The 15,766-nt window shown below is 44.4% G+C and carries 15 protein-coding genes, 1 tRNA gene and 1 riboswitch; of the genes, 3 read left to right on the top strand and 13 right to left on the bottom strand.

The features are described from left to right. Positions 1-30: 30 nt before the first annotated feature. The 5 genes from udp to nrtS all read right to left on the bottom strand — a co-directional run bounded on the left by udp (position 31) and on the right by nrtS (position 5,727). Positions 31-789, bottom strand: a complete 759-nt coding sequence (udp, locus tag GVO60_RS05110; protein WP_159651560.1) for a uridine phosphorylase — start codon at positions 787-789, stop codon at positions 31-33. A 282-nt stretch (positions 790-1,071) separates the two neighbouring features. Then, on the bottom strand, positions 1,072-3,384 hold the full coding sequence (locus GVO60_RS05105; RefSeq protein WP_159651558.1) for a zinc/cadmium/mercury/lead-transporting ATPase: 2,313 nt from the start codon (positions 3,382-3,384) through the stop codon (positions 1,072-1,074). A 57-nt stretch (positions 3,385-3,441) separates the two neighbouring features. Then, positions 3,442-4,908 (bottom strand): MATE family efflux transporter, encoded by a 1,467-nt coding sequence (locus GVO60_RS05100; RefSeq protein ID WP_159651556.1) that lies wholly within the window; start codon positions 4,906-4,908, stop codon positions 3,442-3,444. Positions 4,909-4,988: 80 nt separating this feature from the next. Then, positions 4,989-5,405: a CBS domain-containing protein gene (locus GVO60_RS05095; RefSeq protein WP_159651554.1), complete on the bottom strand. Its 417-nt coding sequence runs from the start codon at positions 5,403-5,405 to the stop codon at positions 4,989-4,991. A 118-nt stretch (positions 5,406-5,523) separates the two neighbouring features. After that, positions 5,524-5,727 (bottom strand): nitrate/nitrite transporter NrtS, encoded by a 204-nt coding sequence (gene nrtS, locus GVO60_RS05090; RefSeq protein WP_159651552.1) that lies wholly within the window; start codon positions 5,725-5,727, stop codon positions 5,524-5,526. A gap of 84 nt (positions 5,728-5,811) precedes the next feature. On the opposite strand from nrtS, the gene GVO60_RS05085 reads away from it, so the two are divergent. Continuing rightward, positions 5,812-6,771 (top strand): sensor domain-containing diguanylate cyclase, encoded by a 960-nt coding sequence (locus GVO60_RS05085; RefSeq protein WP_159651550.1) that lies wholly within the window; start codon positions 5,812-5,814, stop codon positions 6,769-6,771. Positions 6,772-6,852: 81 nt separating this feature from the next. On the opposite strand, the gene moaE is transcribed toward GVO60_RS05085, so the two are convergent. The 5 genes from moaE to moaA all read right to left on the bottom strand — a co-directional run bounded on the left by moaE (position 6,853) and on the right by moaA (position 9,631). Beyond that, positions 6,853-7,308, bottom strand: a complete 456-nt coding sequence (gene moaE, locus GVO60_RS05080; protein WP_159651548.1) for a molybdopterin synthase catalytic subunit MoaE — start codon at positions 7,306-7,308, stop codon at positions 6,853-6,855. 2 nt (positions 7,309-7,310) lie between these two features. After that, positions 7,311-7,556, bottom strand: coding sequence for a molybdopterin synthase sulfur carrier subunit (moaD, locus tag GVO60_RS05075; RefSeq protein ID WP_159651546.1), 246 nt, complete (start codon positions 7,554-7,556; stop codon positions 7,311-7,313). Continuing rightward, on the bottom strand, positions 7,553-8,032 hold the full coding sequence (gene moaC, locus GVO60_RS05070; protein WP_159651544.1) for a cyclic pyranopterin monophosphate synthase MoaC: 480 nt from the start codon (positions 8,030-8,032) through the stop codon (positions 7,553-7,555). Before moaC ends, moaD begins: the two co-directional genes overlap by 4 nt. 11 nt (positions 8,033-8,043) lie before the next feature. Then, a complete protein-coding gene (moaB, locus tag GVO60_RS05065) occupies positions 8,044-8,556 on the bottom strand; it encodes a molybdenum cofactor biosynthesis protein B (protein WP_004414904.1) in 513 nt (170 codons plus the stop codon). Between the two features lie 85 nt (positions 8,557-8,641). Further along, complete coding sequence (gene moaA / locus GVO60_RS05060; protein WP_162596531.1) at positions 8,642-9,631, bottom strand: GTP 3',8-cyclase MoaA; 990 nt, start codon at positions 9,629-9,631, stop codon at positions 8,642-8,644. After that, a riboswitch (molybdenum cofactor riboswitch) is annotated at positions 9,620-9,759 on the bottom strand. (Overlaps the previous gene by 12 nt.) A 178-nt stretch (positions 9,760-9,937) precedes the next feature. Here moaA and GVO60_RS05055 point away from each other — a divergent pair. Further along, on the top strand, positions 9,938-10,825 hold the full coding sequence (locus tag GVO60_RS05055; protein WP_159651540.1) for a YvcK family protein: 888 nt from the start codon (positions 9,938-9,940) through the stop codon (positions 10,823-10,825). Here GVO60_RS05055 and luxU read toward each other — a convergent pair. The 3 genes from luxU to uvrB all read right to left on the bottom strand — a co-directional run bounded on the left by luxU (position 10,811) and on the right by uvrB (position 14,856). Beyond that, the gene (gene luxU, locus GVO60_RS05050) at positions 10,811-11,155 is read right to left on the bottom strand and encodes a quorum-sensing phosphorelay protein LuxU (RefSeq protein ID WP_174855873.1); all 345 of its coding nucleotides are present in this window, start codon (positions 11,153-11,155) and stop codon (positions 10,811-10,813) included. The two genes, GVO60_RS05055 and luxU, sit on opposite strands and share 15 nt — an antisense overlap. A gap of 2 nt (positions 11,156-11,157) precedes the next feature. Next, positions 11,158-12,552 (bottom strand): quorum-sensing sigma-54 dependent transcriptional regulator LuxO, encoded by a 1,395-nt coding sequence (gene luxO, locus GVO60_RS05045; protein ID WP_159651536.1) that lies wholly within the window; start codon positions 12,550-12,552, stop codon positions 11,158-11,160. A 273-nt stretch (positions 12,553-12,825) separates the two neighbouring features. After that, entirely contained in the window at positions 12,826-14,856 is a 2,031-nt protein-coding gene (gene uvrB, locus GVO60_RS05040) for an excinuclease ABC subunit UvrB (RefSeq protein ID WP_159651535.1), read from the bottom strand. A gap of 549 nt (positions 14,857-15,405) precedes the next feature. Between uvrB and GVO60_RS05035 the strand changes: the two genes are divergently transcribed. Beyond that, positions 15,406-15,481, top strand: a tRNA-Asn gene (locus tag GVO60_RS05035). Positions 15,482-15,766: the final 285 nt, after the last annotated feature.

Genomic DNA, 15,766 nt, shown 5'->3' with positions numbered 1-15,766 from the left:
CTTAAAGATGCTGATAACTCAGCAGAGTTCTTAAAGCATTTTACGTGCAGCTTCTACCACGACTTTGATTGAACGAGCTTCTGTCTCTTTCAGTGTCGAGTGGTCTGGAATCTCTTTCTGAGTACGGTTGATGATAACACCAGCGACACAGCCAGCCTTAAGACCAGAGCTTGCACACATAGTAAGCAGCGTTGCTGATTCCATCTCAAAGTTTAGAACACCCATGTCTTGCCACTCTTGCATAGAACCTTGGAAACGCTTAACAACGCGACCTGAGAAGGTATCGTAACGCTCTTGACCTGGGTAGAAAGTATCACTTGAAGCCGTTACGCCCATGTGTACTGCTGCGCCAGATTCTTCAACTGCCGCTTTCATCGCTGTCGCAACTTCGAAGTCAGCTACTGCAGGGAACTCCATTGGAGCAAAGTGTAGGCTCGCACCATCTAGACGAACAGAACCTGTTGATACAATCATGTCACCCACGTTTACATGTGGTTGAATCGCACCAGTAGTACCAACACGTAGGAAAGTACGAACACCAAGCTGAGCTAGTTCTTCAACTGCGATAGATGTTGATGGACCACCGATACCCGTTGAACAAACAACAACAGGCTTGCCGTCAAGCTCTGCACGGTAAAGTGTGTATTCACGGTGACTTGCTAGGAATACTGGATTTTCCATCTCTTCTGCGATTTTTTGAACGCGTGCTGGATCACCAGGAATGATCGCGAGAGTTGCACCAGCAAGATCGGCTTCAGTTACACCAAGGTGGAATACAGCTTGAGACATAGGGGGCTCCTTATGGGTGGTGAAATCTGTTCTTTGTTTGAACGTTCGTTTCACTCTATAAATTCATCGGGTACAGGAACTACTCTAACCAACTCAACGCCATTAAAGAGTGATAAAAATCACAACCCTAAAGGTAATACATTTTTACATTGCACATAAAACCGGTTTGCATCACACTTTTCCGCAATTTAGCGCCTAAGTTGCATAAAAAATAACCCTTACATCAAATGTAAGGGCTATGACTGTTTTTACAACACAAGTTTAAATCTATTTAGCTAAACACTAACTGTTTTGGCTCGGCTCAAATTTCAAAAGTCGCAGAGCATTAAGAGTAACAATCGCCGTCGCACCACTGTCCGCCAGTACTGCGACCCAAAGACCCGTTATGCCTAGCAAACTCGTCACTAGGAAGATACCTTTTAGCCCCAGCGCCAATGCTACGTTTTGACGAATGTTATTCAAAGTAGCTCGGGAAAGCTCAATCATCGCAGCCAGCTCGACTAAGCGGTTGTGAGTGATTGCCGCATCTGCCGTTTCTAAGGCGACGTCCGTACCACCGCCCATTGCAATACCAATACTGGAAGCTTTCATTGCTGGCGCATCATTAATGCCATCCCCCACCATAGCGACATTCGCTCCTGTCGATAATTGCTCTACATACGTCACTTTATCTTTAGGTAGCAGGCTCGCTTTATAGTCGATATCAATCATTGAGCTGATCGCAAGAGCACTACGAGGGTTATCACCCGTTAGCATGATTGATTGGATACCTAGATGCTTCAGCGCTTTGACAGCTTGAGCGGAGTCATCTCGCAGCGTATCTTGCCAAGCAATCAAACCTATTACATTGCTATCACCAGCCAAGGCGACAACAACCGTTTTACCTTCGTCTTCTAGCCGTGCAATTTGAGCGTCCAACTGTTCTTCTAAGGTTAGTTCTAATTTACTCGGTGCGATAACTTGATAAATCGTTCCTTCAACTAAACCTTTTACCCCACTACCGACCAAGGCTTGTTTGTCCTTTGCCTCAGTAATAGTAAGTCCTCGTTCTTTCGCTTTATTAACCAATGACACTGCCAGCGGATGGCTTGAGCCCACCTCAATTGCTGCAACTTTGGCTAACAGCTCGTTCTCTTGCCACCCATTGAGAGCAACAATATTGGTCACTTCAGGTTTGCCTTTGGTTAATGTCCCTGTTTTATCAAACGCGACGGTTTCGATTTTACCTAACTGTTCTAGTGCCGCTCCTCCTTTGATTAATGCCCCTCGACGAGCCGCTGCCGCTAACCCTGAGGTAATGGCCGCTGGTGTGGAGATCACCAGTGCACAAGGACAAGCAATAAGTAGAAGAGCTAAACCACGATAGACCCATGTTTCCCATGGTTGAGCAAACAGCAATGGCGGCGTAATGATCACCAATAGAGATACCAACATCATTAACGGTGTGTACCAACGGCTGAATTTATCTAAGAAACGTTCAAGTGGCGCCTTACGAGATTCGGCCTCTTCAATCAGGTGTAATATTCGATCAATCGCGTTTTCACCTTGCTTTGAAGTAATAGTAAAGCGTACTACGCGATCGGCAACAACCGCCCCAGCCATTACCGATTCACCAGTAAATCGTTCTACTGGTATTGACTCACCCGTTAATGCGCTTTCATCGAAACTGGCAACCTCATCAAGCAATTTGCCATCAGCAGGTAAACGAGCGCCTGGAGAAACCTCGATCACATCACCTGGTTGCAGTTCGCTAACCGACACCTCTACACGCTGGCCATCTACAATCTGAATTGCATTTTCAGGAACCAACTCCATCAATGATTGCACCCCACTTCGAGCTCGAGATGCGGCAAACGCTTCCAGTCTTTCACCAATCAAAAACAGCAGTAACACCATTGCGGCTTCAACGGTTTCGCCCAAATATAGCGCGCCGATCGCAGCAACGCTCATCAGGGTTTCGATTGCAAACGGAGTACCCGACTTAGCCAATGCGACAGCTTTCTTCGCAATAGGGTATAAACCGGCCAAACAGGTCAGAATGAACAACCACTCACTGATTAAAGGGAAAGTCGGTTTGATGATTGCGGCGAATATCATTGCACTCGCGATACTGATAATCTGCCCATTTTGTTTGATGATAGGAAGCCAGCCTTTAGACTGTTCCTTTTTACTACTAGCACCGTTCGGGCTTGAGTAGGTGAAGCCTGTAGCAACAATCGCGTCTTCAACCGCCGCTGCGACATCAGCATCATTGGTTTTTACTACGAGCTTTTCGGTAGCGAACAAGACTTTTGCCTCGACTACCCCTGATACTTTAAGAACTGCAGTTTCAATCTTCCGCGCACAAGATGGACAATCCATCCCATTGACTTTCCAACTGTGCGTATGACGAGCCTCTATTGAGGCACCGGACTCACTTTCCTCATCGGACGGGTCCACTCCATTACTGCAGCTATTCGAACTGCAGCAACCCGAATCAACTGACTCGACACCTGCCATCTGGATACTGGTGATTTTAGGGCTAGAGCAAGAGCCACTTTGAGACGGGTTTACCGCTACTTTGTCTGAACGGCAAGCTTGATGTTTGGTGCACATAATATTCTCTCCATTTGATGTACACCTTAATCATAAACCTTGGAGTCAACTCCAAGGTCAAACACTATTTGTGTTTTTAGGATGATTTTCAGCTCCCGCGGCCACCTCTTCTAACAGAACCGCATCATGACTACAGAATGGCTGGGTATTCACACTAGTGATCGATGGGTCGTCTTTTAGCGCTTCCGGAGCAACGCCTTTAGTTAAATCAATAATGTGCTTTCTCAGAACAATTATCGAAATAATACCAAACACTACTGAGCCCAGAGCTTGACCGTATAGCACACCAAGAGCACCAAACCAAAGTGACCCGAAGTAGACAAATGGCAAAGTACCAAGTGTCGCTTTACCTAAATTCAAAGCCGTCGAATAAAGCGGTTTTCCTAAATTATTGAATGAGGTGTTGGCAACAAACTGCGCCCCATTGAAGATGAAACTGAAAGCCACATAAGTACAAAAAGCGGCGACAATGATGGCGGCATCCCCTTGCAGGCTAAAACTTTCAATCACAAAGTCTTGCACCAAATACAAAATCAGGCACACCGTCAATGTATACAGTGTTGTCACAAGCAAAGAGTTATTGAGTGTCTCTTTCACTCGATCAAATCGCTCCGCTCCAAAGTTTTGACCAACAATAGGGCCAACCGCACCTGAAAGTGCAAAGATCACGGCAAAACAAACCGGGGTCAAGCGACCAATCACCGCAAACCCTGCAACAAAGTCCTCCCCATATTGAGCAATAGATGTTGTCACAATGGCATTGCCAATTGGTGTTGCGATATTGGTAATGATTGCGGGAACAGCGATGGTCAAAATCGCTTTTAGATTTGTTCCCCATGCGGTGATACCGAGCGGAGCTGCCAGCTGATGCACTCGAATCAAGGGGTACAATGAAAAGAAAAGTACCGTAAAACGCGCCACGACTGATGCCAACGCTGCACCTTCGACGTTCCAGCCAAAGCCAAAAATAAACAGTGGATCCAAAATCGCGTTAACAATACCACCGGACAGCGTTGCCCACATTGAACGCTTCGCATCTCCTGCTGCACGCAATCCCGCCCCTGCAGACATAGCAATCGCTATTACTGGTCCGCTCGGAATAATAATACTTAAATACGCTTCCGCACGCTCAGCAACAAATCCTTTGGCCCCGATTGCTGCAACCAGCTCTGGAATATATAGATACATCACAATACTAACGACACTGCTAATGACAAACGCCGTCGCCATAACACTCGAAGCCAATATTCTTGCGTGTTCTCTTTGTTTAGCGCCAATGGCCTTAGAAACCAAAGCCCCCATCGCGATAGAAGTTCCGATTGAAATCGATGTAGAAAAGAAAACCAGCGTACCCGCAAATCCAACCGCTGCAGCCAATTCGACTTGCCCCAACATACTAATAAACAGCATATCCAGCAGATCGACCACGAATAGGGCCATTAAACCGACTGAGCCAGCACCTGACATCACCAAAATATGACGCATTGTGGAGCCTTCAACAAACTTTGCGCTTTGGTCTGTCATTGTGATTCCTTACTGCCTATTAGTTAAAACGAGAAAAGGCGCATGATGCGCCTTTAGATGTAACACGTTGTAACAATAGACTATACAGGATGCTTAAAGCAATCGTCGATATTTTTACCAATAGCAGTTAACACATCTCTTCGAGTAATAATGCCTACCAGTTTACCGTCGTCGATGACAGGATAGACTTTTGGTTTACCTACTTGCATCATTTCTGCTAATTGGATAATGGAGGTTTCAGAAGTCACCGATAACACTTCCGAATGCATACAGTCAGATACAATATGTGTGTCCTGACAGTAATACGAGACTTTAATTAGCTTATCCAATAAGTCTTGTCCGGAAAGAAAGCCTATCACTTCCTTACGCTCATTCACCACCGGACCACCTAGATAACGCGAGTCTAAAACTTTTTGTAAGGCAGCACTCAATGACATTTCAGGGGTAAATGTTACCGCTTGCAGTGTCATGTAGTCTTTTACTTTTAATGATTCCATTTATGTCTCCTTAACGTGCAAGCCACGCTGCTGTTACTGTAATTGTTGTCTAATTTCTTGATTTTACTAAATGGAAATCACCAATTTTTACAATAACTGTTACCTATCAACTTTAGTATTACTCGTTTTCTTGAGCAATTTCACGCTGAGTCAACCAGCTACTTATAAGGGAGACAATGAAAGGAACGCAGTAGGTCAATAAGGCTTTAACTCCATTAATTTCGGCATCTGAGAGCAAAGCATCCCCTTGATTAATCAAGTTCAATATCGTGCCAACAATAAGAGCAATAATGGCAGCTCGTCGCACCGTCGCTTTTCTCATAAATACAACCTTAGATAGACGCAGATTACAATAAACTGTCTAAACTATAGATAGTAGAACCATAACAAGTAAGGATATATTTGAGTGAATTCTGCCTTTTCTGCCACTATTTCAACAAATCCAGAGACGATGAGTTCGATCTTCGAATCGCTGCCTGAGCCGACGTTTCTTATCGATAAATCTGGAACTTATATCGAAACATGGGGTGGAAGAGACAAAAAGCGCCACCATGACCCAACGGCACTTATCGGCTTAAACCAATACCAAGTCCTTCCCGCCGACAAAGCCATTTGGTTCAGTCAGATCATTGTCGATGTTATCGACAGCCAACAACCTTATGATCTCGAATACTCACTTGACCCAAAAGTATTAAGTTGTTTTGACGGTGTCGAAGGACCAACTGAACTACAGCATTTCAGTGCCTTGGTCATCCCTCTACCCAATACTGAATATGTACTTTGGACAGTTCGCAATATCACCGAGTACAAACGCGCTTTAGATACGCTTGCTCGACAGCAACTCGAGTTGGAAAAGCTCACCTATATGGATCACCTAACCCAACTCTACAATCGATATGCATTGGATACTCTCCTTCCTGATGCCATTCAGGTAACTTGGATCAATCGAAGAAGTGCGGCGATTTTGATGATAGATATCGACTGCTTTAAACAATACAACGATTTCCATGGGCACTTGAAAGGAGATCAAGCTCTACGGGCCATCTCACAAGCAGTACGCCGATGGTCTCAGCCAAACGACCTCTGCTTTCGCTATGGTGGCGATGAGTTTCTTGCTTATCTGCCCGGAGTTACAGAAGAGGAATGTCTAGAACGTGCAAAAGAGCTACGTGAATCAATCTTAAAATTAAACATTGCTCACCCCTCATCTACGATTACAGATCAACTAACGATTACTATAGGGCTTAAGTTTTGTGACCGTATGTCGCAAAAAATAAGTCCAGAACATTTAGTTTCTATCGCAGATAAAGCGCTGTTTTACGCCAAAAACAAAAAACGAGGCACGATTCATCAATTGGTTGGCTGATTGGTATCGAAACCCAAATACCAAAACGCCTCTCAATATTTTGAGAGGCGTTTTTTAACAATACAGATTTTAGTGACGTAATTAGCTTTTCCAGCGCTCAGCAGCTTTGGCATCTGAGTCACGTGACTCAACCCAACGTGTCGCCTCTGTGGTTCGCTCTTTTTTCCAAAACGGCGCTTTAGTTTTTAAGTAATCCATAACAAACTCGCACGCTTCAAACGCCGCACCGCGATGGGCGCTAGACACACCAACAAAGACGATTTGATCACCAATGTCGAGATCACCGACTCGGTGGATAACGCGCACGTTAAGCAGTGGCCAACGTTGTTCAGCTTGGTCACAGATTTCTGCTAGTGCTTTTTCAGTCATGCCTGGGTAATGCTCTAGGGACAATCCAGTCACATTGTCGCCAAGATTCATATCACGCACTTTACCAACAAAGGTTACGACAGCACCGGCGGCAGTGCCTTCAGCTAGTGCTTCATATTCAGCACCAACCGAAAAGTCTTCAACTTGAACAGAAACTCGTGAATCCATAATTACCCTCCGGTAACTGGTGGGAAGAATGCAACTTCATCGCCATCATTCAGAGCATGATCCAACGGAACAATCGACTGATTAATGGCAGCAAGCAACTTACCTGGCTCCAACGCCAAATCCCATTTACCTTCTTGCTGAGCTAAATGTGCACGCAAAGCTTCAACCGTAGAAAATTCCGCGGAAACTTCCATCTCATCCATACCCACTAGCTCGCGGGTTTGAGCAAAGAAAAGTACTTTAATCATGCTTCCACCTTAAAGTGTCCAGATTTACCGCCTGTTTTTTCCAGCAGACGCACTTGGCCAATCACCATGTCTTTCTGCACAGCTTTACACATATCGTAAATCGTCAATGCGGCCACAGAAGCCGCCGTTAGCGCTTCCATCTCAACGCCCGTTTTGCCTGCAAGCTTACAAACTGACTCGATACGTACCATGTTTTCTGCTTCGATCGCTTCCAACTGCACTTCCACTTTTGAAAGCAGCAAAGGGTGACAAAGCGGGATCAAATCCCAAGTTTTCTTAGCGGCTTGAATACCAGCAATACGCGCCGTTGCAAACACGTCACCTTTATGGTGAGAACCGGATACGATCAACTGTAATGTTTCCGGTGCCATATGAACAAAAGCTTCTGCACGAGCTTCACGTACCGTTTCAGTTTTAGCAGAAACATCAACCATGTTTGCTTCACCAGAAGCATTGATATGAGTAAATTGGCTCATCAGTTCCCCACTTATACCGATAGATGAGGCATAAAGTTACATGGACGATGACTCGCATCTAGCTGCTGCTTGATGATCTTCGTCCAACCTGTGCGACACGCACCTGTTGAACCAGGCATTGCAAATATAACTGTGTGATTAGCAAAGCCCGCAATCGCTCGTGATTGTATTGTTGAAGTGCCAATCTCTTCGTAAGACACTTGACGGAATAACTCACCAAAGCCTTCCACTTCCTTATCAAATAATGGTTTAAGCGCTTCTGGAGTGCTGTCACGAGAGGTAAAGCCTGTACCACCAGTGATCATAATCGCTTGAACATTTTCGTCCGCGATCCACTGAGAAACAATCGCACGAATCTTGTACATGTCATCAATCACGATCTGCTTGTCTACAACGTTGTGACCGGCTTCTTTGGCATTTTCAACCAAGTAGCCACCTGACGTATCATTTTCTTCTGTACGCGTGTCAGAAACTGTTAAGACTGCAATGTTAGCTGGCTGGAATTTGCTTTCTGCGTGACCCATTTGTTCACCTACCTATCTCGAATTGTTTTGATTCACTGAGCAACGTACTGCTCAGCCAAAAATTAAATGATGTGTTTGTCAGTAACTAGCCGCCGATAGACGCCAAGTGCGGAGTCATACCGGAGTTTCCATCGTGGAGGAAATGACTGACTGATTTAGTTTGCAACTGCTCTTGAATGCGCTGAATTAATGCATCCTCTTGCGAGTCTTGCTGTAAAAGATCGCGTAATTCAACGCCATGATCGCCAAACAAGCAAAGATGTAACTTACCTGTCGCTGAGACACGCAGGCGATTGCAACTTTCACAAAAATCTTTTTCATAAGGCATGATCAATCCGATCTCACCCTGATAATCTGGGTGAACAAAGACTTGAGCAGGGCCGTCATTACATGCGCGAACTTTTAACAACCATCCATTGGCAATCAATTGATTACGAATAGCAACGCCAGACACATGATGTTTGTTAAATAGCTCGTCCATCTCACCAGTTTGCATCAATTCAATAAATCGTAATTGAATTGGTCGATCTTTAATCCAGTTAAGAAAGGCTGGCAGTTCATGTGCGTTGAGATCTTTCATCAACACAACATTAACCTTAACTTGGTCGTAACCCACTTCAAACGCGCGATCAATGCCCGCCATAACCTGAGTGAATTTGTTTTCACCGGTGATTTGATGGAACATACGAGGATCTAAGCTATCTACGCTAACGTTGATATTGGTTAATCCCGCTTGTTTCCATTCTTCGACCTGCTTCTCCATACGGTAGCCGTTGGTCGTGGTCGCAACTTTGCTGATGCCAGAAGTTTCAGCAACGGTATGAATAATATCAGTAAAGTCTTTGCGTAGGCTTGGCTCACCACCTGTAATACGTACTTTTGACGTACCACAATCAGCGAAAGCACGGACGACACGCTTTATTTCAGGTAGGGATAAAAAGGACGAGTTTTTCTGACCCGAAGGCTGATAGCCATCAGGTAAGCAATATGTACACTTAAAGTTACAAACGTCGGTAACAGAAAGACGCAAGTAATAAAACTTGCGATGAAATTTATCTTCGAATTGTTGCGCCACGGAACACCTTTCCAAACACGGGAGGCATGGTCATTTCCAATCATGCCCTGGTGACAACTTGTCACTGGCTCTGCTCGCTTATTTACCGTAGGAAACTTAGCTTGGAGAGCTCGGAGTTATGGCAACTAATAAGAAATCATCTTGTTCTTATCAGTAGCTGCTGAGTAAAATACTTAATAATTGTGAGTGTTTCTACCCTCGAGGTCAAAAAAACCTACCAAGAGCCCAAAATACCCCGTATTGAGTATCTCCTATTAATGCAATATTCTAAATTGTAGTTGGTTATAAAAAAATAAGAAAACACAGATGACTTTGTACTCTTCTAAAAAAGTGGTTGCCGTTGGCGGTGGCCATGGCCTGGGCCGTATGCTTGCTGCCCTAAAAGATTTCGGCAAAAATGCAACAGGCATAGTGGCAACGACGGATAATGGTGGTTCTACTGGCCGAATTCGTCACTGCCAAGGCGGAATTGCATGGGGCGACACACGCAACTGTATCAATCAGTTGATTACCGACCCTTCCATTAGCTCAATGATGTTTGAATACCGCTTCAAAGGCTCTGGTGAGCTGGATGGCCACAATCTTGGCAACCTAATGCTCACCGCGCTAGACAACCTCTCTGTCCGTCCTTTAGATGCCACAAACCTGATCAGAAACATGCTCAAGGTCGACGTCAATATCATTCCAATGACTGAGCACCCTGCCGATCTAAAAGCGTTAGCACCCGATGGCCGTTGGGTGACCGGCGAAACAAACGTTGATGAAATGCCGGAAAAACTGGTTCGCTTAGATATAGAACCAGAAGTCCCAGCGACGAAAGAAGGTGTATTAGCTTTAGACGAAGCTGATGCAATAATCCTAGGGCCTGGCAGCTTTTTGACCAGTATTATGCCGCCGCTACTACTGCCAGAAGTAGGTAGAGCCATCGCTAACAATAAAAAAGCGAAGCTCATTTTTGTAGAAAACCTCTCACCTGAATTTGGCCCGGCTGGGAAAATGAGCCTGCAAGAGAAGTTGGAATGGTGTGAACGTGCCTGCCAAGGTCGTCAAATAGATATTGTACTTGGTGAAGAGCCGCACTCAGATTTAGCTCAATGGAACTGCGTTACTGTGCCACTTGCCTCACCAAACAGAGATTGGCGTCATGACCGAGAAAAACTGCATGACGCGATTCAATTACTACTGAGCGACTAATTCCTGATAGCGCTGCTCCGTCTCTTTGAGCAGCGCGACCATATTCTGTTTAGTTGACTCTAAATCAAAAGCTTGCCCAGCCTTAGCCATAGAATCAATTTCAATCGCATAAGCGCACAACGATTCAGCACCAAAACTCGCCGCACTGCTTTTCAAAGCATGACTGATCTCTTTCAAGTAAGAGGTCACATCGAGATCCGGATCTGATGTCAGTTTCGACATGTATTGAGCGAGCTCTCCAAGAAAGATATCCAGCAAAATCGGTACATTATCTGCGCCAATTTCACTAGCCAGTCGATCTATTTTGTCTTGATTTAATACATCCATGATAGTTACTGAGTTTCCTTCACATTCCAAGCTTGTAGCTTTCTATAAATCGTTGATGGACTTACATCCAAATAACCTGCAGCCTTGGGAATATTGCCATCACACGCTTTGATTGCCAGCTCAATCGCTCTCTTTTCTGTCACCCATAATGGGAAGATATCTTGAACAGATGGCTCATCGTTCTCCGGTAGTTCAATCCGAATATGATTTTCAGTTGGCTTATTCAATGGCGGCGGTAGCATTGGCAAGTCAATCTCTTTGCCGTTATTTAGTACCACGACGTTTCGCAACACATTCTGTAACTGACGTACGTTTCCAGGCCACTCATAGCTTGCAAAACGATCCACCACTTGTGGTGAAAGGCGAATAAAGTCTTTTCCCTCTTCTTTAGACATAAAGCCAAGCAATGAATAGGCTATCTCAATAATGTCATCCCCACGCTCACGCAGTGGTGGCAAGTGAAGCGGTATAACATATAAACGATAGTATAAATCTTCTCGGAAGCGCCCTTCCTCAACTTCTTTCCAAGGATCACGGTTTGTCGCACAGACAAAACGTACATCCACACTTTTCATTTTAGACGAGCCTACTTTCTGAAAAGTACCGGTTTGAATAAAACGCAATAACTTGGTTTGCAAATCTAGGTCCATCTCGCACAGTTCGTCGAGAAACAACGTACCACCATCTGCAAGTTCAGCCGCCCCTTGTCTGTCTGTCGCAGCACCGGTAAACGCCCCTTTTACATGACCAAACAGTTCACTTTCGATCAAATCTTTTGGAATAGCCGCACAGTTAATAGCAATGAACGGCTTATCACCACGTTTACTGGTGGCATGAATCGCTTCAGCACACACTTCTTTACCTGTACCACTTTCACCAGTAATAAAAATACTGGCCTTGCTGGATGCGGCTGAATCTATGGTTCTATATACCGCTTGCATGGTTTGGCTACTGCCGATAAAGCCTTGATAACCCTGATTGCCTGGATAGTCAGCTTCGTTTTTTAACTTATTTGCTTTGCGCAGAGCATTGTTCACCGTGACACGCAGCCGGTCAGCTTCACACGGTTTAATCAAGAAATCTTGAGCACCATGACGCATCGCTTCAACGGCAGTATCGATAGATCCATGTGCTGTCATGAAGACGACCGGTACATCCGGATTTTTTTTCTTCACGGCATAAAGAACATCCATACCCGTCATATCTGGGAGGCGTAAATCGAGTAAGATAAGGTCTGGCGTACGAAAGTTAAGGCTTTCGATCGCATCTCGGCCGGTACCAACAATATTAATATCGATACACAAAGGAGTAAGATAGGAGCGGTAAAGGGCTGCAACGGAAGCAGTATCCTCCACCATAAGCAAATACTTTGCTTTGGGATTTTGTGTGTTGTCTTGCATATCCTAGCCAGTTAATGCATTGCAATTTGTATAAATGATTGCATTGCGCTTTGCATTTTGCAAACTGGAAGTGCATTTTTTATCAAATTATCCCCTTTTTCGGTCAAATCTGACACAAAATTTTGGCACGGTATCTGCTAAAAATATTATGACCCTCAGGGGTCACCTAGCCAACTGACGTTGTTAGTGAACTTAGTATTCACAAATTACAGCCAATAGAGCAGATCTCTATTGGCTATTTTTTTGCCTACGACTTTGGTTCGTTTGCAAGCTTTAACTATTAGTTATGAACTGCTGGCGCAAGGAATCAATTTGATCTCGCTTCTGCGCAGCCAATTCAAATTCTAAATCTTGGGCGTGTTGATACATCTGTGCTTCAAGCTTGCTGATCTCTTTCTCCAATTGCTGAGGCGTCATCACATCATAGCTTTGTGAAGGCTCTGCCACTTTAGATAGAGGTACTGTTTTACTCGCACGCTGTTTCTTACTCTTGGTAATATCCCCCAGCTCCATAATATCTTTCACATTACGTTTTAGCGCTTGTGGTTCTATCCCCATTTTTAGATTGTATTCTTGTTGTTTTTCGCGGCGACGACTAGTCTCATCCATCGCTTTTTTCATCGACTTAGTTATAGAGTCCGCATAAAGAATGGCTTTACCTTGTAAGTTTCGAGCCGCGCGGCCAATCGTCTGAATGAGAGAGCGTTCCGAGCGTAAGAAACCTTCTTTATCAGCATCTAAAATGGCGACCAGAGAGACCTCTGGCATATCTAAACCTTCTCGCAATAAGTTAATGCCCACTAAGACGTCAAACTCACCTAAACGTAGGTCTCGAATTATTTCGACCCGTTCAACGGTATCAATGTCAGAGTGTAGGTAACGAACGCGCACATCATGTTCAGTTAAATATTCAGTTAAATCTTCCGCCATACGTTTGGTTAGGGTTGTCACCAACACTCGTTCATCTTTCGCTGCGCGGATATGTATCTCAGACAGCAAGTCATCAACTTGGGTAGCAACCGGTCGCACTTCCAACTCAGGGTCAAGCAAACCAGTTGGACGCACAACTTGATCGGCAATCTCACCATCGGACTTCTCAAGCTCATAATTACCTGGCGTCGCTGAGACGAAGATGGTTTGCGGCGCGATAGATTCAAACTCTTCAAAACGCATTGGTCGATTGTCTAACGCAGATGGTAAACGGAAACCAAACTCGACTAAGGTTTCTTTTCGTGAGCGGTCCCCTTTATACATGGCGCCAATTTGCGGCACTGTGACGTGAGACTCATCGATAATTAACAATCCATCATGAGGTAAGTAGTCAAACAAGGTTGGGGGCGCCTCCCCTTCATTACGTCCACTGAGATAACGGGAGTAGTTTTCTATCCCTGAGCAAAAACCAAGTTCATTCATCATTTCGATATCAAACTGAGTACGCTGGGAGATACGCTGCTCTTCCAACAATTTATTGTTCTCAAGTAAGTACTTTTTGCGATCTTCTAGTTCAACTTTTATCTTCTCGATTGCATCAAGAATACGCTCTCTTGGCGTTACATAGTGCGTTTTAGGGTAAATAGTGAATCGCGCTAAATCTCTTTGCTTTACCACACCAGTTAGAGGGTCGAAAATGCTAATACAGTCAATTTCATCGTCGAACATTTCGATGCGCACGGCATCCTGATCAGATTCAGCAGGGAAGATATCAATCACTTCCCCACGAACTCGAAACTGACCACGCTCAAAAGCAACATCATTGCGGCTATATTGAAGTTCTGCCAATCGACGTAGGATGTCACGCTGGTCCATAACATCGCCGCGGCGAATATGCAGCATCATTTGTAGATAAGCTTCTGGATCACCTAAGCCGTAAATTGCAGAAACCGAAGCGACAATGATGGCGTCTTTTCGCTCTAGCAACGCCTTAGTCGCCGACAGGCGCATTTGTTCAATATGGGAGTTAACCGATGCATCTTTCTCAATGAAGGTGTCGGTTGTTGGTACATACGCTTCTGGCTGGTAGTAATCGTAGTAAGAGACAAAATACTCCACCGCATTGTTTGGGAAAAAGGACTTCATCTCTCCGTATAGCTGCGCCGCCAGTGTTTTATTTGGCGCCAATAAGATAGCCGGTCTTTGCGCTGTTGCAATCACGTTTGCCAATGTAAAGGTTTTACCAGAGCCAGTTACACCCAATAATGTTTGGTGAGCTAACCCCGAGTCCAACCCTTCAAGTAATTGGTTAATCGCCGTTGGCTGATCACCTGAAGGTTGATAATCCGACACCAAATCAAAAACTTTACTCATGGAAACCTCAACTATTAAAGAAACGCCGCAGCCGTCCATTGTGACTGTATAAATATACAGAAACAATAGCTATGGAAAAAATATAACCCTGTTTTAATTATTTTGCACAGCAAGTGCTAGATCATCGATTTCAATCCTGTTACTATCTTTCGCCCTACTAGAGATCTCCTCTCAAAATCGCAACTCCTTCACACACAGCTTATTCACATTTTACTTGTATTTTTACCTGATCGTTTTCCGATCTGCTTGATCGTTTTTTGAGCCAATTGCTCTTTAACCATCAATGATGCTTTATTATACAGTTGCTTAGTCAAAGATCTTGATTGATTATTTTTCACTCTATTCTCTTTGTTTTTCCCTGTATAACAATTGCTCAAGTTTAATTAACACAGTTATCCACAATTTTGGTGGATAAGTAAAGCTAGCCTTTAGCCGACGTGGCCTGCAAGGAAGTAAAGAAATTTAATTCACTAAAAAATCGCTTTTTTGGGGTTATGAGGTATTGACACTAGTAGATGCGATCGCTAATATTCGGCCCGATTAATCGATTCCTCCTTAGCTCAGTTGGTAGAGCGACGGACTGTTAATCCGCAGGTCGCTGGTTCGAGCCCAGCAGGAGGAGCCAAATTTAAAAAAGCCGTGTCTTTCGACACGGCTTTTTGCGTTCATATGTTCTCGACTTCTGTCTCTCTGTAATCAGCGTTCACTCCAAATGAACACGCCTCTCTAGTCGCTCGCTATATTGCTTTTTTACGAACATACATAAAAAAGCCCGAACAATGTTCGGGCTTTAAAACTAAGAACTAAGCCCTTAGTTATACGTCCTAGCCAGACGTGTTTTATTATCTTTTAAATACGCTTGGTTTTTAACCACTAAATATGATGCTATCTATACACTTTGAATTTAATC

Source organism: Vibrio atypicus (assembly GCF_009811315.1).
GTDB classification, from domain to species: Bacteria; Pseudomonadota; Gammaproteobacteria; order Enterobacterales; family Vibrionaceae; genus Vibrio; species Vibrio atypicus.
Note: the sequence above shows the minus strand (reverse complement) of the source record. Positions and strands in the feature narration are given on the sequence as shown.